The 17,667-nt window shown below is 68.7% G+C and carries 15 protein-coding genes and 1 tRNA gene; 4 read left to right on the plus strand and 12 right to left on the minus strand.

Translation table 11 applies throughout. The features are described from left to right. Positions 1-107 precede the first annotated feature (107 nt). Positions 108-830, minus strand: coding sequence for an MsnO8 family LLM class oxidoreductase (locus tag VXC91_RS04155; protein ID WP_329505169.1), 723 nt, complete (start codon positions 828-830; stop codon positions 108-110). A gap of 14 nt (positions 831-844) precedes the next feature. On the opposite strand from VXC91_RS04155, the gene VXC91_RS04160 reads away from it, so the two are divergent. After that, complete coding sequence (locus VXC91_RS04160; protein ID WP_329505170.1) at positions 845-1,186, plus strand: MarR family winged helix-turn-helix transcriptional regulator; 342 nt, start codon at positions 845-847, stop codon at positions 1,184-1,186. Between the two features lie 44 nt (positions 1,187-1,230). Here the strand turns inward: VXC91_RS04160 and VXC91_RS04165 are convergent, their stop codons facing one another. From VXC91_RS04165 to VXC91_RS04200, 8 genes are all read right to left on the minus strand, one after another. Continuing rightward, positions 1,231-2,514, minus strand: a complete 1,284-nt coding sequence (locus tag VXC91_RS04165) for an aspartate kinase (RefSeq protein WP_329505171.1) — start codon at positions 2,512-2,514, stop codon at positions 1,231-1,233. Positions 2,515-2,529: 15 nt separating this feature from the next. Then, complete coding sequence (locus VXC91_RS04170; RefSeq protein WP_329505172.1) at positions 2,530-3,966, minus strand: aspartate aminotransferase family protein; 1,437 nt, start codon at positions 3,964-3,966, stop codon at positions 2,530-2,532. 8 nt (positions 3,967-3,974) lie between these two features. Next, on the minus strand, positions 3,975-8,078 hold the full coding sequence (locus tag VXC91_RS04175) for a Pls/PosA family non-ribosomal peptide synthetase (protein WP_329505174.1): 4,104 nt from the start codon (positions 8,076-8,078) through the stop codon (positions 3,975-3,977). Between the two features lie 214 nt (positions 8,079-8,292). Continuing rightward, positions 8,293-9,615, minus strand: coding sequence for a HAMP domain-containing sensor histidine kinase (locus tag VXC91_RS04180; protein WP_329505175.1), 1,323 nt, complete (start codon positions 9,613-9,615; stop codon positions 8,293-8,295). Between the two features lies 1 nt (position 9,616). Further along, positions 9,617-10,297: a response regulator transcription factor gene (locus VXC91_RS04185; RefSeq protein WP_329505176.1), complete on the minus strand. Its 681-nt coding sequence runs from the start codon at positions 10,295-10,297 to the stop codon at positions 9,617-9,619. Positions 10,298-10,505: 208 nt separating this feature from the next. After that, positions 10,506-10,805 carry an SDR family oxidoreductase gene (locus VXC91_RS04190; protein WP_329505230.1) on the minus strand — a complete coding sequence of 100 codons (300 nt, stop codon included), beginning with the start codon at positions 10,803-10,805 and terminating at the stop codon, positions 10,506-10,508. Between the two features lie 230 nt (positions 10,806-11,035). Then, positions 11,036-11,815 (minus strand): enoyl-ACP reductase FabI, encoded by a 780-nt coding sequence (fabI, locus tag VXC91_RS04195; protein WP_329505177.1) that lies wholly within the window; start codon positions 11,813-11,815, stop codon positions 11,036-11,038. A gap of 4 nt (positions 11,816-11,819) precedes the next feature. After that, positions 11,820-12,275 (minus strand): methyltransferase domain-containing protein, encoded by a 456-nt coding sequence (locus VXC91_RS04200; protein WP_329505178.1) that lies wholly within the window; start codon positions 12,273-12,275, stop codon positions 11,820-11,822. 8 nt (positions 12,276-12,283) lie between these two features. Here VXC91_RS04200 and VXC91_RS04205 point away from each other — a divergent pair, with 8 nt between their 5' ends. Then, positions 12,284-12,445, plus strand: a complete 162-nt coding sequence (locus tag VXC91_RS04205; RefSeq protein WP_329505179.1) for a hypothetical protein — start codon at positions 12,284-12,286, stop codon at positions 12,443-12,445. Between the two features lie 10 nt (positions 12,446-12,455). Here the strand turns inward: VXC91_RS04205 and VXC91_RS04210 are convergent, their stop codons facing one another. The 3 genes from VXC91_RS04210 to VXC91_RS04220 form a co-directional block, all read right to left on the minus strand. Next, positions 12,456-13,112 (minus strand): class I SAM-dependent methyltransferase, encoded by a 657-nt coding sequence (locus VXC91_RS04210; protein ID WP_329505181.1) that lies wholly within the window; start codon positions 13,110-13,112, stop codon positions 12,456-12,458. Positions 13,113-13,263: 151 nt separating this feature from the next. Further along, entirely contained in the window at positions 13,264-13,623 is a 360-nt protein-coding gene (locus VXC91_RS04215) for a hypothetical protein (RefSeq protein WP_329505183.1), read from the minus strand. Between the two features lie 100 nt (positions 13,624-13,723). Continuing rightward, positions 13,724-13,809: transfer RNA gene (locus tag VXC91_RS04220), tRNA-Leu, on the minus strand. A gap of 422 nt (positions 13,810-14,231) precedes the next feature. Between VXC91_RS04220 and VXC91_RS04225 the strand changes: the two genes are divergently transcribed. Together VXC91_RS04225 and VXC91_RS04230 are read left to right on the plus strand one after the other, a co-directional pair. After that, complete coding sequence (locus tag VXC91_RS04225) at positions 14,232-15,002, plus strand: ABC transporter ATP-binding protein (RefSeq protein WP_329505184.1); 771 nt, start codon at positions 14,232-14,234, stop codon at positions 15,000-15,002. 91 nt (positions 15,003-15,093) lie between these two features. Continuing rightward, positions 15,094-17,622, plus strand: a complete 2,529-nt coding sequence (locus VXC91_RS04230; protein WP_329505185.1) for an ABC transporter permease — start codon at positions 15,094-15,096, stop codon at positions 17,620-17,622. Positions 17,623-17,667 lie beyond the last annotated feature (45 nt).

Genomic DNA, 17,667 nt, shown 5'->3' on the forward strand with positions numbered 1-17,667 from the left:
CGCATCGCCCCCGGCCCCGGTACTCGTTGAGCACGTGCGGGGCGGGGCGTCACTGACGACGGGACCGGTTCGTCGGTCGGCGGACGCTCCTCAGGTCCCGACGCGGTTTACGCCGGGTTCCCCTTCAGACACGCCTCCGCGATCAACTCGTATGACCTCAGTCGATGCTCGTACCCGTGCATGATGGTGGCGATCATGAGCTCGTTCGCTCCCGTGCGCTTGGTCAGGTCTTCCAACTCCGCCTTGACGATGGTCGGCGAACCGACGACGTGGTGGGAGAGAACGTCAGAGACGAAGTGGTCCTGTGCGGGGGCCCACGGTCCGTCCGGTGTGGCTTCGATCTCTTCCGGTGACAGCAGCGGACCCGGCTCACCGGACATGGCCCGCACGGTGCTGACGTAGGCGGCGTTGTGGTACCGCTGGGCGAGTTCCTCGGTTTCCATGCAGATCACGCCCACCGAGACGATCGCGTACGGCTCCTCCAAAGTCTCCGACGGGCGGAACGCCTCGTGATACGTCTCGATCGCCCGCGCACTGTTGGAGCCCATGAAGTGCCCGCCGTGCGCGAAGGGAAGACCCAGCGATCCGGCCAACTGCGCGCTGTAGGAGCCGGATCCGAGCAGCCATATCGCGGGCGTGTTGCCCCTGCCCGGGGTGGCGATGATCGAGCCGTAGGGATGACCGTCCGGGAAATCGCCCTGGAAGAACGCCAAGAGCTCAGCGAACTTTTGTCCGAAGTCCTCGTGGTTCGGCTGCAACGCCTGGGTCGTGACCTGGTTCGCCCCGGACGACCGGCCCAGCCCGAGGTCGATCCGGCCGGGGTGCAGCACCTCGAGCAGACGAGATGGACTCAGTCGGCGGCGAACTCGGCCTCACCCGGACGCAGGCCATCCTTCTCGGAACCGCCACCGAGCCCGGTTCCATCCGTGAACTGGCCCAGCGCATGGGCTGCGACCCGTCCAACCTCACGGGCGTGGTGCAGCGGCTGCGTGAACGCGACCTCATCGCCGTCGAACCCGATCCCGACGACCTTCGCGCCAAGCGCATCTCACTCACCCCCGCGGGTGTGGATACCGTCAAGCACCTCGACCAGGGCACCGCCCGGCTGCTGACCGCGCTCAGCACGGCCACTCCCACCCAGCTGACCACCTTCGAAAAGCTGCTCCGACGCGTGCTCGGCCAATAGCCGGGTGAGACGGGATCAGGCGGCCTCCGGGCAAGTCCGCTGGCTCACGGTTGCAGGGCCAGGGGGACGCCCATCCTTGGAATCGCTGGTGAGAGGGGCGGGCAGAGAGGCCCGGCTACGAACGCCCTGTGCAGTGCGCGAACGGCGTCGAGAAGGCGGGAGGGAGGGCACAGGAGGGAGATCCGTGTGTCCGTCACGGTGATGGGCGTGTAGGGCACGCCGATGTCGGTCAGCGTCCTGCGCAGTGTCGCGGCGATTTCAGGGCAACGGGACAGGCCCGACCCGACGAGCGAGGCCGTGGCGGCGTAGCTGTCGCACATGACGTGCTCGTATCCGATCTCTGTGCGATGTGTACGCAGCGCCAACAGCCCGGTGGCCACGGCGGTCCGTGGCAGGGCCAGGGTGATGTCGGCGCTCCGTCCGTCCGATGCCGACGCGGTGCGGAGCTCGGTGGCAGCGATGCCGGCGGCGGCCATGGCCTCGCGGACTGCTTCGGCCGATCCCATCGGCTTGGGGATGCCGGTCAGGGTGACCTTCGCGACGCACGGGTCGTGGGTGACAGAGATGACCGGCGGGCGGTGTGGCGTGATGCCGGGCTCGCCGGACACGACGGTGCCGGGACGGTCGTGGTAGGACGAGCGGACATGGAGGGTCACCGCGTGATTGCCGGCGTAGTCCACACTGGGCAGTGCCAGGACCTTCGCGCCGCCGGCGGCCATCTCCCGCATCTGCTGATGAGTGAGGTGATCCAAGAGCCCGGCTTCCGGTACGACCTTCGGGTCGGCGGTGTACACCCCGCTGACGTCGGTGTAGATCTCGCAGATCTCGGCCTCGAGCGCGGCGGCCAGTGCGACCGCGGTGGTATCGGATCCGCCGCGGCCGACTGTGGTCACTTCGGCGTTCTCGCGGCTCAGCCCCTGGAACCCGGCGACCAGCGGGATGACACCGCGATCGAGGGCGTACCGGATCCGGTACGGCTGGACGTCGACGATGTCGGCCGCGCCGTGCGCCGGGGACGTCATCACACCGGCCTGCCAGCCGGTGAAGGAGTACGCCTCGGCACCGAGCTCATGAATCGCCATCGCGGTCAGCGCGTTGGAGGCCTGCTCGCCCGTCGCCAGCAGAGCGTCCAGTTCGCGTGCAGGCGGGACGGTGGCGATGTCCCTCGCACGCCGCAGGAGTTCATCCGTGGTGCCGCCCATGGCGGACATCACCACCACGACGTCCTGTCCCCGGGTGCGGGTCGCTACGACGCGTCGGGCGACGTCCTTGATCCTCTCGATGGTCGGTATCGAGGACCCACCGTATTTCTGGATGATGAGGGCCACAGCGTCAGGGCCTCCTCAGTTTTGCGATCCGTCATGGAGAGGGGAGGCGCCGGGCGTGGTCCGATCGGATCCGGCGAGCGTCTGTGAGCTGCACACATGGATGGCGTCCATGAGGATCGCGCAGGCTGTGTGGATCACATCCGCGGTGACATTGAGCGGGGGCAGGATGCGGATGACGGCGTCCTCGCGACCGCCGCGTTCGACGATGAGGCCGTGCCGCAGCGCGTGGGCCTGTACGGCTGCCGCGAGCCGGGCGGCGGGTCGGCCGCTGCCGGGATGGGCGAGCTCGATGCCCCACATCAGGCCGCCCCCTCGCACGTCACGGACCCAGGGATTGGAGAGGAGTTCGGCGAGCCTGCTCGCGACCTGTTCGCCCCTGCGTCGTACGTTCCCCAGGACGTCGTCCCGCCGGATGATGCGGATGGTCTCGACGCCGGCGGCGAAGGCCAACTGGTTCCCGCGGAAGGTGCCGATATGGGCACCGGGGGCCCAGGTGTCCAGCGCGCTGTTGTACAGCAGGATCGCGGCCGGGATGCCGATGCCGGTGAGGGCCTTGGACGCCACGATCACGTCCGGCTCGATGCCGTACTGTTCGAAGGCGAACCAGGTTCCCGTGCGCCCGCAGCCGGTCTGCACCTCGTCGACGATCAGGGGAACGCCCAGGGCCAGGGTGAGCTCCCGTACGCGTCGCAGAAATTCGGGATGTGCGATGACCACGCCGCCTTCACCCTGCACCACCTCCAGGATCACCGCCGCGGGCAGCGGAATCCCACCGAGGCCGTCGGTGAGGGCGCGGTTCAAATAGTCGGCGCATTCCGCGGGGCCGCTGTCACAGGCCGGACCCGCGGGGTACGGACCGAGGGAGCCGTAGGGGAAGAAGTGGACGCCGGGCATGCCGTCGGGGACGGGAGCCTTCTGGGACACCAGCCCGCTGACAGCCATGGCCGCGTGCGTGCTGCCGTGGAACCCTCCGTGGAAGGCGATGACGCCGCCGCGGCCGGTGGCCGTCTTGCAGAGTTTGATCGCCGCCTCCACTGCGTTGGCCCCGGTCGGCCCACAGAAGTGCACCTTCATCCTCGAGCGCAGGCCGGGCTCCAGCATGGACAGCTGGGCCTGGGTGAAGGCGTCCTTGACCGGTGTGGGGAAGTCCAGGCCGTGGCTGAGACAGTCGAGTTGCAGGGCCACGCTCCGGACGACCTCAGGGTGGCTGTGCCCCAGCGAGAGCACGCCGGCGCCGGCGAGGAAGTCGATGAAGACGTTCCCGTCGACGTCCTGGACAAAGCTTCCCGACCCCTTGGCGAGTGCGACGGGCAGACTACGGGGGTAGGTGCGGGCCCGTGACTCCCACTGCTCCTGGCGCGCCAGCAGCGCCGCGGAGCGCGGACCGGGCAGGTCACCGGTGACGTGCGGCCATGCCGGCCGGAGCGTTCCGGTGTGCGGTGACGATGTCATGGGATACCTCATTCACAATGCCGGGGGACGCGAACAGGGCCGGGGCTGTCGGCCGGTCCGCGGTCCTGGCGGGGTGCGGCGGGGATGCCCCGCCAGCGGGTGCCGTCGGGCAGACGTTCGCCCTTCATCACCAGGGACAGCGCGTCCAGGGATGCGCCGGCCCCGACCCGCGCGTGGTACAGGACGACAGAACGGATGCCGATCGAGCTGCCCGCGCCGACCGTGACCCGGTCCATCTTCATCACCCGGTCCTCGAACAAGTGGGTCTGCAACGAGGTGAACTCCCCGACGGCGGCGTCGTCGCCCACGTGGACCAGGTCGAACTCGGTCATGAAGGTGGTGGTCAGCCAGACCCGCCGCCCGATGTCGGCACCGAACAGACGCATGATCACGGCCATCCAGGGCGTACCGGTGAGGACGTTCACCATCACCGGCACCACGAGGTTCTCGTACAGGCCGGTGACCAGCTCCGTGCGCCGCACCCAGACGCTCCACAACGGCTCGACGCGCGGCCGGTACCGGCCGACGACCGCCCACTTGACCGCCACGGCGGCGAGGGTGCATCCGAGGGCGGCTCCCAGGAGCAGCGCGGGGCCGAGCAGCATCACCACGGCAGGTGAAAGGTTCCTGACCAGGTACAGCGCGGCGAACAGAACGCCGAGGACGCTCAGGGCGCTGATGGTCGCCGGGAGAGTGACGCGGAGGTACTCGATGGCCAGACGCGCGGCGATCAGACCTCTGGTCGGTGCGTAGGTCAGCTTCGCGGGGAAGTCCTGGCTGGCCTCTCGGCGGGGCAGGAAGATCGCCGGGGAGCCCAGCCAGGTGGTTTCCGGGTCGGCCGGCCTGGTCGGCGCCAGCGAATGGACGCCGAGGAGGCTGTTGTCTCCCAGGCGGCACGAACCCGGCACGAGCGCGCCGTTTCCGACGAAGCTCCGCTGTCCGATCTCCGCGCGCGCCAGGGCGGTTCGGCCTCGGTGGAAGACCGCCGGACCCACGACGCTGACATCCGCAAGGAAGCTGCCATCGCCGACGACGAGCATGTCGGGGTCGACGAAGCTCACGGTCGCCACCTCGGCCCATCGTCCTGTCCGCGCGCCCGTGCCACGGAGGAACGGGACGAGATACAGCGTCGAGTACAACGCCTGGGTCACGGTCAGACTGATAAGCATCAGGCCGTCGCTGACCCACTTGCGAACCCCGAAGCCACTGCGCTCCGGATGGATCCCGGCGTGTGCGACCGGCATCACGAGGCGCTTGACCACCAGGACGAATGCACAAGTGGCCAAGGGGACCAGGGGACCGGCCACAGCAGCGGATGCAACGGCCGGTCCGAAGCCGTAACGCCATGCGGTGTACTCGACCAATACCGCGGCGCAGCCGAAGATCAGCACCGGCGCCAGCACGAGCAGCAGTGCCCCCGCGACGTGCCCGGTGAGTACCCAGGGCGGCCACGGCCGGTCGTCGGCCTGGCCCTCCATGTCCCGGAGCAGCGCCGGCGCGGCGTCCTGACGGGTCACCGGGGCGCCGGCCCAGTGCTCACCCGGCGGCACGACTTGGTCCTCGGGCACGAGCGACTGCTCGCCGACACTGGCGCCGTCACCGATCACGGCGCCAGGCAGTACCACACTGTTGGTCCCGACGAAGCACTCCGAGCCGATCTGGACCGTCCCCAGCCGCAGCCAGCCGGCCTCGACCACATAGGTCTGCAGCCGGGCCCCGTAACCGATGCTCGTCCTCTCGCCGATCTCGAGCAGGCAGGGAGGCGCGAGAACCGCCTGCAGATGACAGTTCCGGCCGACACGAGCGCCGAGCAACCGCAGGCACGGAGCAAGCAGTGGAGAACCGGCCAGCAGCCGCAGCGGTGTCAGCGCGAGCACCTTGCTCTGCAGCCAGAAGCGCCAATACGTGACACCCCACAGGGGATAGCGCCCAGGGCGCACGCCGGCCAGCAGCAGTCGGCTCACGGGCAGCGGCAGCACGAGCAGGGTGATCACCAGCCACCCCACCTCCAGCAGCGTGAACGTCGAGACCGGCATCTGGACGAGGTGACCCAAAAGTCCGGCTGTGGAGGTCGGCTGCGTGACGTGCCAGGAACGGAACAATCGGTAGAACAGCACGACCATGGCGAAGCTGGGGAGGAACAACCACAGGTACAGTCCGGCGATCTGTGCCGCACCGCAGGCCATCACCCGGAGCGTGGAGTGGTGGAGGGAAGCCGGGGCAGCCTCGGAGGCGGCTCGCTCGGCTGTTGGCTGCGTGGCGCGGGCCGTCTCCACGAAGGACGCCAGGCTCTCGAGGGTGGGGTGGTCGTACAGATCCCTCATGGCCACCTGCTGTAGCTGCGGGTCCTGCCGCATCAGCGAGATCAGACGGGCAGCGGTCATGGAGTGACCCCCCAGGTCGCAGAAGAAGTCGTCCTCCAGGGAGATCTCGCGGCAATCGAGAACCTCTGCCCACAATGCGGCCAGCCGCTGCTGCAGCGGTGTCACAGGGGTGATGCGCGGTCGCGAGTGCCGGGCGAGCGGGGGCGAGACCGGGGCCGGCAGCGCGGTACGGTCGACCTTGTCCGCGGCCAGCAGGGGGAACGCAGAAAGGACCTCGACAAAGGCGGGCACCATGTAGCTGGGGAGTCTGCGCTGCAACCGTGCACGCAGACGCTCGCGCAGGTCCTCTTCGGACACGGCGTTCGACGTGTCGTCGAGAGTGATGTAGCCGACGAGATTCTCTGCGCTGCTGTGGCCCTCGAGCGGGGTGACGACGGCGTTCTCAACTGCCTCGTCCTCGCGCAGCACCTCCTCGATCTCAGCGAGTTCGATGCGGTAGCCGCGGATCTTCACCTGCGTGTCGACGCGGCCCAGATATTCGAGCTCGCCGGTCGTGGTGCGGCGGCCACGATCTCCCGTGCGGTAGATCCGGGGGGCTTCGGCACGGTCCCCCGTGATCGGATTGGGCCTGAACCGTTCCGCGGTGAGGTCGGGGCGGTTGACATAACCGATGGCCACGCAGGGGCCGCCGATGCATATCTCACCGGGCTCCCCCGCGGGGACCGCGCGCAGTGCCTCGTCGAGAAGGTAGACCCGGTACGTGGGCAGCGGGGTGCCGATGGTCACGGGCCGGTGCGGGTCCGGCTCGCTGCAGGTGGCGGTCACCGTGGTCTCGGTCGGACCGTAGGCGTTGAGGATGCGCAAGTCCGGGCGCCACCAGCGGCTCACCAGGTCGGCGGGGCAGGCTTCTCCGCTCAGGAGCAGGGTGCGCAGATGGGGCAGATCCGGTTCGAGGGTGGTGAGCAGGGTGGGCACGCAGCACAGCACTGTGATCTCGTGGTCGGTCAGGAAGGAGCCGAGGTCGGGTCCGGCGAGCCGGCCCCCAGCCGGCCCCGCAACCAGCGTGGCTCCCGCGATCCATGCAGGCCAGATCTCCTCGAGCGCGAAGTCGAAGGCGATCGAGAGGCCCTGGTAGACCCGATCCTCGCAGCCGATGCGGTAGATCGGGGTGACCACCCGCAGGAAGTTGACGACACTCGCATGGGAGACGGCTACTCCTTTCGGGCGTCCGGTCGTACCCGAGGTGTAGATGACGTAGCACGCCGACGACGGGGGGACCTCGACACCTGGTCTGGTGTCCGCCACCGCGGCCAGCTGGCTCCGCACGTCATCGAGGTCGAGAACAGCGCAGGGCACACGCCGGGTGCGGTCGGCGAAGGCCGACGCCGTCACGAGTTCTCGCAGCGCCGAGTCCCGCACGATGAACTCCAGACGGTCAGCCGGGAAAGCCGGATCGAGCGGCACATAGGTCGCACCGGACTTGATCACCCCGAGCAGTGCGATGTAAGTGTCCATCGACCGGTCCAGCAGAATGCCGACCCGGTCGCCCGGCGCCACCCCACGCGTCACGAGGAACCGGCACAGCCGATTCGCCCGCCGGTCGAGCTCCGCATAGCTGACCCTCTCCGCGCCGCACACCACGGCGGTGCTCGACGGGTTCGCGTCACATGCGCGCTCGAAACACTGGCTCAGGAGCCGAACACGGGTCCATGCACTGTCACTGCCCGACGGACGCTTCACAGCGGGGTCGGCTCCATCAGGCAGGAAGAGCTCGGCCTGCTCTGTCATCGCCACCGTCTCCTAGCGCAGCGGATTCGTGGCCTGCTGCCCGACAACCGGCGGCGCCTCGTCGTGCCGGGCTCCATCGACACTCATCACGTTAAGAAGAACGGGGTTAGCGTCCGCTGAGCGGAAGGTTAGACAGCGGTTAAGGCGTGAACCGCTGCCGACTGCCCCGAATGGCAGCGGCGGACGCAGCTCGTACCGTGCACTGCCGTTCCCGTCATGCCTTCGGAGTACGGTCGGGAGACGATCTGGGGGCTTCAGGGCCTGTCGTCGCGGCGATGAGCCAGGTGAAGCAGGGATGCGGGGCCCGCCGGGAGACGAACAACCGTCCTCCCTCGGCCTCTACCAGTGAGCGGGCCAGCGTCAGTCCGATGCCGTGCCCCTCTCCTGCGGGGCGGCGGGCGAAGACGTCCTGATCCTGGGGCAGGCCCGGCCCCTGATCCTCGACATCGATGGCAAGCACCCCGTTGGCATCTCTGGCCCGAACAGTCACCGCTCCCCGGCCATGGGTCGCTGCGTTGGCCAGGAGCACATCGAGCACCTGGCGAGCGGCTTGCTGTGAGCCGACCGCGGCAGGCAGGTCCTCCTCGGCGACGACCTGCAGCGAGCGGCCCGCCGCCTCCAGGCCGCCCCGCCACCTCCTTCGGGTCTCCGCAACCAGGGCGGCCACGTCCAGCGGAGCCCGCTCCGGTACGTCTCGCGCCAGGGCCAGCAAGTCGTCGATGGTGGTCGTCATGCGGTCCAGCGACTCCAGTGCCGCCCGCATCGCGGCGCGCGGGTCCAGGGGCAGGCAGGTGGCGAGTTCGCTCTCCAGTTCCAGGCGTGTGCGGGCGAGCGCCGTTCGCAACTGATGAGAGGCATCGGCGCTGAACGCACGCTCCCGCTGCAAGAGCCGGTCAAGCCGCTCAGCGGCGCGATTCAGAGCGGTTCCGACCTCATCGGCCTCCGGCAGGCCATACGGCACGGCCCGTGCCGTCAGATCGCCGCTCTCCAAGCGGCGCGCGGTGGCCGCCAACGCCTCCAACGGCTGGGCCAGACGTCTGCTGGACCGCAGCGACACCAGAGCCGCCGCTCCGATCGCTACCACAGCCAGCCCACCCATACCCAGCCACGTGAGCACGGCTCGCTGCGATAGCCACGTGGCCGTACGGCTGACCCGGACTGTCCCCCGCACCTTCTCCGCAGAACCCACCGGCACCGCCACGACCAGTCTTCCGCCCGTCTGGCCGGACTGCACAGAGCCCTTCAGCGCCGCCCGCACCGGGGCGTCACCGACATCCGGCCCCGAACCGGTGACCCGGCGAGCGGCGGTGTCGTACACCGCGAGTTGCGTGCCGGGCCCCACACGCGGCAACGCCCGAGGATTGAAATCCGGTACAAACGTGGGGGCGGCGAGCGCCGTACGGCTGGCGATCCGCTCCAGGTCGCCGATCTCGTCCTGCCGGTACAGGCGCAGCACCGCCACCGCCAGCGGGACGGCGAACAACAGCACGGCGCACACCACCGCCACTGCCGTGGCGTGCAGGATCCGACGGCGCACCTCAGCTCTCCGGCGGGACTTCGAGGCGGTAGCCGAAGTGCCGCAGCGTCGTGATGTGCACCAGGTCGCCCAGCTTGCGCCGCAGCGCCGCGACATGCACATCGAGAGTCTTGGTCGAGCCGAACCAGTTCTCGTCCCAGACCCGGCTCATCAGCTCCTCTCGGCTCACCGCCTGCCCCGGCGAGCCGGCCAACACCGCGAGCAGGTCGAACTCCTTCGGCCGCAGCTCCACCTCACCCTTCGGCGTCAGACAGCGTCGCGCCGCGCGGTCGATCACCAACTGACCGTGCGTGATGCGTGCCTCCGGCACACCGCTTCCGTCTGCGGCGCGCCGCAGGTGCGCTGTGACACGAGCCTGCAGTTCGGCCAGCCGGAACGGCTTGGTCAGATAGTCATCCGCACCCGACTCCAGTGCCTGGATGACGTCCATTTCGTCGGTCCGGGCGGTCAGCACCACCACCACCGCGCCGGGCAGGCGGTCCCGCAGCCGCTGACACAGCTCAAGGCCGTCCATGTCCGGTAGCCCCAGGTCCAGCAGCACCAGATCGACGGCGCCGGTGGTCCTGGCCAGCGCGGACTTGCCATCCTGACACCACTCGGTGTCATGGCCGACGCTCCGCAGCGAGGCGGCGAGTCTGGGCCCGATGGCGGCGTCGTCCTCCACGATCACAATCCGTGCCACACCCATCACGCTAACCAGACAGCCGTCCCACCCACCACTTGCGAAGCCGTTGTTTCTCACGTCGGTGGCACCCCCGGCCGCCATTCCGAAATCCGCCCCGAGTCGGGCGCACCCGATCCGGCCCACCGCGCAGCAGCAGCCCGGCGAGCCAAGAGAACGGCGAGCAGACTGAACCGGGGATCACCATGATCGATGGAGCAACGGCTTGTCAGGTGAGGAAGCCACCGTCGACGGCCAGGTGGGCGCCGGTGATGCAGGAGGCTTCGTCCGAGAGGAGGAACGCGACCGTGGTGGCGATCTCCCGGGGTCGGCCCAGGCGCCGGGCGGCGACGAGGGCCGCAGTGGCCTTCGTCTCCTGTTCGTTCGCGAGAGCGAGCATGGGGTTTTCGATGACGCCGGGCAGCAGTTCGTTGATGCGCACTCCGCGAGCGGCCCAGTCGTGGGCGACGGAACGGGTGATGCCGCGGACGCCGTGCCTGGCCGCCGAGTATGCGGCCCGGTACGGCAGGCCACGGTCGGCCTAGACGCTGGAGACGTCGACCATCGCTCCACCGGCGGAGGCGGCAATGGCCGGCAGCTCGGCCTTCATGCCGTAGTCGACGGACGACAGATTGATGGCGAGCGTGCTGTCCCACACCTCCTTGGGAAGGTCGGGCAGGTCGCGGTTGCGGCCGCCCGTCTCACACGTTGAGGCGGACGGCCGATTGCCATCGGGGTGGAGCCGAGGCTGACTGCTGCTCAGGCGCCCACGGCGGAGAAACCGCCGTCTACGTGCAGTACCTGACCCGTAATGGCGCGAGCCGCGTCGCTCAACAGGAAGGCGACGGTGTCGGCCACTGGAGTGGCATCCGAGGTGTCCCACCCCAGCGGCGCCCGCTCAGGCCACAGCTTCGCCAGCTCGTCGAAGCCGGGGATGGACTTGCCGGCCATCGTCGTGATCGGGCCGGAGTCGACCGCGTTCACGCGGATGCCCTTGGGTCCCAGGTCCCGGGCGAGATAGCGGTTGACCGACTCCAGTGCGGCCTTGGTGGGGCCCATCCAGTCGTAGACCGGCCACGCCACGGTGGCGTTGAACGTGAGGCTGACCACCGATGCGCCGGCCTCTGACTTCTCCAGCAGTGGCAGCACGCTCGTCGTCAGGGCCTTGAGGGAGAACGCCGAGACGCTCATGGCGGTGGCCACCGACTCGAACGGGGTGTTGAGGAAGTTGCCGCCGAGCGCGTCCTGCGGCGCGAACGCGACGGCGTGCACCACACCGTCCAGGGCGTCCCAGCGGCTGGCGATCTGCTCGGCGAGGGCCGCCAGGTCGCCGGGCTCGGTGATGTCCGCGGACAGGCACGCCACCGGCTCCTTCGGCAACCGTCCGGCGATGCGGCCCATGATGGAGGAGGGCCGGCCCGGAGCGTTGGCGAGGATCACGTCCGCGCCCGCCTTCGTCGCTGCCTCGGCGATTTTGAACCCCATGCTCGTCTCGGTGAGGACACCGAAGACCAGGATCTTCCTACCGCTCAGGTCCACGTGGTCAGTCCTTTCGCCACAGGCCGCAGATACCGTCCTGGTACTGGCCGTAGAAGTTGTGCAGGCTGGTCGCCAGGCCCCACTTCCGAAGAGTGTCCTCGTCCAGGGCTGTGACATGTGTGGGGTCCTGTGCCAAAACATCCACCACGTTGCTGTTGGGCGTCGTCACGACAAACCCCTTCAGCGCGCTTTCCTTCATTCGGCGGATCAGGTCCTCGGGGTCCTGCAGGTGTTCCAGCACCTCCAGGGCCGCGTACCAGCCGACGGGCCGCGCCGGCCGCCAGGTGGAGAAATCGAAGGTGCCGTCAACCCACGCGTCCAGGGGGACGTACCGGCCGCGCCAGCCGTACTCGTTACGCAGGAAGAAGTCCAGCTCGGTGAAGCCGGCTCCGACGTCGACGAGGATGTCCGCGTCGTCCAGCCCGCCAGCCGCCTGATCCACCGGCTTCGGCAGTGCCAAGGAGTTTCGTGCCACACGTTGCACGCAGCGCGGACGCCGACGAGCTCCCGACCGTGGAGCGGCTGTGGCAAGTGTTCCGCTATGACCTGTCGGAGCTCACCGAACTGCTGCCCAACCCATACGGGAGGGGACTTCCACGCGGTGCCTTTGGCCCCCAGGCCAAGCCGTGAGGCCGACCGCCTACTGTTGGTGCCAGACCAACGTGTAGCGCCAAAACAGTCGCCGGCGCAGCCGTGTGCCGGGTAGCGCCTGGCGGGCGTCGCGAACAATGTCTGCAAAGGTCGTGGTCGCCGGTCGGGTCGGGGCGGTCATTGAGGCTGTTCGCGGCGCCTTGCGGCCCTTGTTCTTGATCCAGGCCATGACGACATTCGACGGAACGGCGACGGCGTCGATCAGGTAATCGCTCCGAGACTGCGGGCGGGAGAGGCCGACGACGACCAGAGTTCCGCCGGGCGCCAGGTGCTGTCGGAAGCAAGTGAGGGCGTCGCTGAAGGGCATGTGGTGGATGGTGGCAACACATGTAATGACGTCGTAGGGGCCAGGCGGTACCTCTTTCAGTGCGTCTCCGACAGAGAAGGTCACCGGGGCTGCCGGGGCTGTGAGCTCCCGCGCGCGAGCGACGATGGTGGGATCCACGTCGATACCGTGCACTGCTCCGGCCCGTGAAGCCAGGAGCCTGGCGAGGTCACCACTGCCCGATCCGACGTCCAGGGCGCTGTTGAAACGTCTGGGGAGCTGGCGCAGGATCCATCGGTGGTAGTGGGCGTTGTGATCCCAGGGGTGGGTGGCATGGAACTGCTCGAGTGCTCGCATGATGCGGGGCAGCGGTGCCGTCATGACGTGAGTCCATCAGAGCCTCAGTCGCCAGCGAAACCACAGCCGAGACAGATGGGACTGCCCGGCGCCCGGCACGGCGCGACCGTCAGCTGCTCGGCCGGGATACCCGGCCGAGCAGCTGTCTAGACTGCTCGCCATCACACATCGGCGATCAGGTGTTGCGACGTTCCCTAGAATCCGCCGACACGTACCTCTCCAAGTCGCGCATGCACGCGACGCGGCAGTGCTCCTCGAGGCCGGTCTTGTTCTCGATGCAGCGGGTCGCGAAGTTCCGGAAGCGGTATCGGTCTTCGTCGGCGACCTGGTCGGCAACGTAGCCGCGCCCTTGCACCCAGCCGGGCGGCCAGTGCTGCCCGGCCTCGTTGACGGCGTCGCAGAAGACGCCCGCGGCCGTGTCGTCGTCGAAGGTCTCCGACTGCCACTCGCCGTCTCTTCGGCCGCCCTCACGCCACTTCACGCGGTCGCTGGTGATCTCTCCCGCGCGGTTCTTCTGCGCCTGCACGGTAGCCATGAAACGGGTATAAGCACCTGGTGTGGCCACGGTGAGGCCGCACGGCTAAAGGATCACGCGCGTTTCTGGCCACTCTCGCAGGTCAGCGACCATCAACGGGTGGTGCCCGGAACCGGACTTGAACCGGTACGCCCGCGAGGGGCAGCGAGGTTTAAGCTCGCCGTGTCTGCATTCCACCATCCGGGCAGGCCATGAGCGCCGCATCGAGCGTTCCGAGCCTATCGGGGGCGCATCCCCCCAACAGTGGGCGGGCGACGCGATGTTGTCTTATTTTATTGATGTCTGAGGGTGCATCAGCACTCGGTACGGGCCATCCGCACTTGCCAGTAGCCTCTCGGGCCACCACGGCCCGCGCATGCGGAATGACGGAATTTCACCGTCCCGAAGGAAGGCCGTGGAATGGATTCCGCATGACCTGAGCAATCGCTTTCCTTCCACCAGGCGCCCTCTCAGGGGAGCCCGTCATCCCCAGGTATGACGGAGCACGGGCCGGTCCGACTCGAGACTGCCCCAGGAACCGGAACAGCGGCTGACTACACGCCGCCGATCGGCCGCGACGATGGAACACGTCCTCATCACCGTCGTCGTCCCGACAGGAGCACCCTCCCGTGACCAGCACTCCCCTCGCCGACCGGACCACCGCCGTGGCCGCCCGCGCCACGGATCTGTCAAAGGTCTACGGACAGGGCGAGACCCAGGTGGTCGCCCTCGACGGGGTCACCGTCGACTTCGAGCAGGCACGGTTCACGGCGATCATGGGTCCCTCGGGCTCGGGCAAGTCGACACTGATGCACTGCGTCGCCGGGCTGGACTCCTTCTCCTCCGGCTCCGTCCGCATCGGTGACGTCGAACTCGGCGCTCTGAAGGACAAGCAGCTCACCAAGTTGCGCCGGGACCGGATCGGCTTCATCTTCCAGGCGTTCAACCTGCTGCCTACGCTGACCGCGCTGGAGAACATCACGCTTCCTATGGACATCGCCGGCCGCAAGCCGGACAAGGCCTGGCTGGACACCGTGATCCAGATGGTCGGCCTGTCGGGACGGCTGAGCCACCGGCCCTCGCAGCTGTCGGGCGGTCAGCAGCAGCGTGTCGCGGTGGCGCGTGCGCTGGCGTCCAAGCCGGAGATCATCTTCGGCGACGAGCCCACCGGAAACCTGGACTCGCGGTCCGGCGCGGAGGTGCTGGGCTTCCTGCGCAACTCGGTACGGGAGTTGGGGCAGACAGTGGTGATGGTCACCCACGACCCGGTGGCGGCGGCGTACGCGGACCGGGTCATCTTCCTGGCGGACGGCCGGATCGTGGACGAACTGTACGAGCCGAGCGCGGAGGCGGTGCTGGACCGGATGAAGCGGTTCGACGCCAAGGGCCGCACGAGCTGACGTCGGGCGCGCGCCTCCCGCCGGGGCTCGCCCCCCACCCGCCCCCTCGGGGCCACCCATCCACCGCACACCCAGCCCTGGACAAAGAGAAATGTTCCGTACCGCCCTGCGCAACGTGCTCGCGCACAAGGCCAGGCTGCTCATGACCGTGCTCGCCGTGATGCTCGGCGTGGCGTTCGTATCGGGCACCCTGGTGTTCACCAACACCATCTCGGAGGCCTACCAGAAGAGTTCCGCCAAGGGCTTCGACCAGGTCGACGTGGCCCTCCGGCCGGAGGGCCGCGTGTCGCACGGCGACACGATCGGAAAGGAGCCCAAGCTGACACCGGCGCTCCTGGACAAGGCCGCCAAGGCGCAGGGCGCCGGCACGACCATCGGTGTCGTCAGCGGCTTCACCGCCATCGCCGACAAGGACGGCAAGCTCATCGGCGGCGACTTCCAGTCCCAGGGCGGGAACTACTGGGGGACCAAGGACCCCCGGTATCCGATCGTCGACGGACATGCACCGCGGGGGCAGAACGAGGTCCTCATCGACTCCGAGACCGCGAGGCGCGCCGCGTACAAGGTCGGCGACACGGTGCGGCTCTCGATCGACGGCCCCGTGCTGACGCCGAGGATCGCCGGCGTCTTCACCACCGACGACGGCAACGTCGCCGCCGGCGGCAGCCTCGCCCTCTTCGACACGGCCACCGCCCAGCGCCTGTTCCACAAGGACGGCTCGTACGACGAGATCGATGTGAAGGCCGCCTCCGGGACGGGCCAGATCGCGCTGCGCAACGCTCTCGACGAGATCCTGCCGAAAGGTGTCGCCTCCACCACCACCGGCAAGCAGCTCGCCGACGACCAGGCGCGGCAGATCGCCGCAGCGACAAGCGACATGCGCACGGGCCTGCTGGTCTTCGCGGGCATCGCGCTGTTCGTCGGCACCTTCATCATCGCCAACACCTTCACGATGCTGGTCGCACAGCGCAGCAAGGAACTGGCACTGCTGCGCGCGGTGGGCGCGTCCCGCCGCCAGGTCACCCGGTCCGTGCTCATCGAGGCGTTCGTGGTCGGCGCGGTCGCGGCCGTCACCGGTCTGCTGGCCGGCATCGGCATCGGCGCCGGACTGCGCACGCTGGTGGGCCGGCTCGGTGGCACGATTCCGGACGGCCCGCTCGTCGTCAGCCCGGGCACCGTCGCCACGGCCCTCGCCGTGGGCATCCTGATCACGATGCTCGCCGCCTGGCTGCCGGGCCGGCGCGCCGCGAAGATCCCGCCGGTCGCCGCCATGGGCAGCGTGCACGCGAAGGCCACCACCAGGTCCCTGGTCCTGCGGAACACGATCGGCGCCCTGCTGGCCTCGGCCGGCACCGCCGTCATCCTGTACAGCACCACGTTGAACGCCTCGGACGCCCAGGGCCCGATGGGCCTCGGCGCGGCGATCCTCGTCATCGGCGTCTTCGTCCTCACCCCGCTGCTGTCCCGCCCGCTGATCGCGGCCGCGGCGCCCCTGCTGCGTGTCTTCGGGGTCGCCGGGAAGCTGGCCCGGCAGAACTCGGTGCGCAACCCGCGGCGCACCGCCGCCACCGCCTCGGCCCTGATGATCGGCCTGACCCTGATCACCGCGCTGACCGTGATGGCGGGAAGTCTGCAGACCGCGATCGACAAGATGGCGTCCTCCGCTCTCAAGGCGGACTACGCGGTGACGATGGCGAACGGCAACGACCTCTCGCCCGACGTGGAGAACACGCTGAAGTCGACCGACGGCGTCATCGCGACCAGCCCCCTGCGCAACGCACCCTCGCGCATCGACGGCCAGACCGAGTTCCTGACCGGCGTCGACGGCGCCACCATCGGCAAGTTGACCGCCCTGACGGTCGACGACGGCACCTTCCAGGTCGGCGGCACCCGGGTCGTCGCCGACCACGACACCGCCACGGCCCACCACTGGACGGCCGGTTCCCGGTTCACGGTGTCGTACGAGGACGGCAGGAAACAGCAGCTGACGGTCGCCGGCATCTACCAGAGCACCGAGATGATGCGCGGCATCATGCTGGACACCGCGACGCTCGCGCCGCACCAGAGCGAGCCGTCCGACATGCAGGTCCTGGTCAAAACGTCCGGCGGCGCCACCGTCTCGGCCAAGGACACGCTGGTGAAGGCGCTCGGCGACAACCCGGCCATCAGAATCATGGACAAGAAGGACATCTCCCACAGGATCGGGCAGATGTTCACGCTGATGCTGAACATGCTCTACGGCCTGCTGGCCATGGCCGTGATCGTCGCCGTGCTCGGCGTCATCAACACCCTGGCCATGTCGGTCTTCGAGCGCGCGCAGGAGATCGGCATGCTCCGCGCGATCGGACTGGACCGCAGGGGCATCAAGCGGATGGTCCGTCTGGAGTCCTTGGTGATCTCGCTCTTCGGCGGCGTGCTCGGCATCGGCCTGGGGGTGTTCTTCGGCTGGGCCGCCGGTGAACTGCTCGGCACGAGGCTGGCGACCTACGAGCTGATCCTGCCGTGGGGCCGCATGGCCATCTTCCTCCTCCTGGCGGCGACGGTGGGTGTGCTGGCCGCCCTGTGGCCGGCCCGCCGTGCGGCGCGCCTGAACATGCTGACGGCGATCAAGTCGGAGTAGCGAAGACGCCGAGAGGGCCCCGTTCCGCTGAGGGAACGGGGCCCT

It is taken from the genome of Streptomyces chiangmaiensis, from assembly GCF_036281785.1.
Lineage (GTDB): Bacteria > Actinomycetota > Actinomycetes > Streptomycetales > Streptomycetaceae > Streptomyces > Streptomyces chiangmaiensis.

What these genes read in the sequence shown, in the direction of transcription:
- VXC91_RS04160 (WP_329505170.1), top strand. Translation starts at nt 845, where the DNA reads ATGGACTCAGTCGGCGGCGAACTCGGCCTCACCCGGACGCAGGCCATC.
- VXC91_RS04170 (WP_329505172.1), bottom strand. Translation starts at nt 3,966, where the DNA reads ATGACATCGTCACCGCACACCGGAACGCTCCGGCCGGCATGGCCGCAC.
- VXC91_RS04175 (WP_329505174.1), bottom strand. Translation starts at nt 8,078, where the DNA reads ATGACAGAGCAGGCCGAGCTCTTCCTGCCTGATGGAGCCGACCCCGCT.
- VXC91_RS04210 (WP_329505181.1), bottom strand. Translation starts at nt 13,112, where the DNA reads ATGACGGCACCGCTGCCCCGCATCATGCGAGCACTCGAGCAGTTCCAT.
- VXC91_RS04215 (WP_329505183.1), bottom strand. Translation starts at nt 13,623, where the DNA reads ATGGCTACCGTGCAGGCGCAGAAGAACCGCGCGGGAGAGATCACCAGC.
- VXC91_RS04230 (WP_329505185.1), top strand. Translation starts at nt 15,094, where the DNA reads ATGTTCCGTACCGCCCTGCGCAACGTGCTCGCGCACAAGGCCAGGCTG.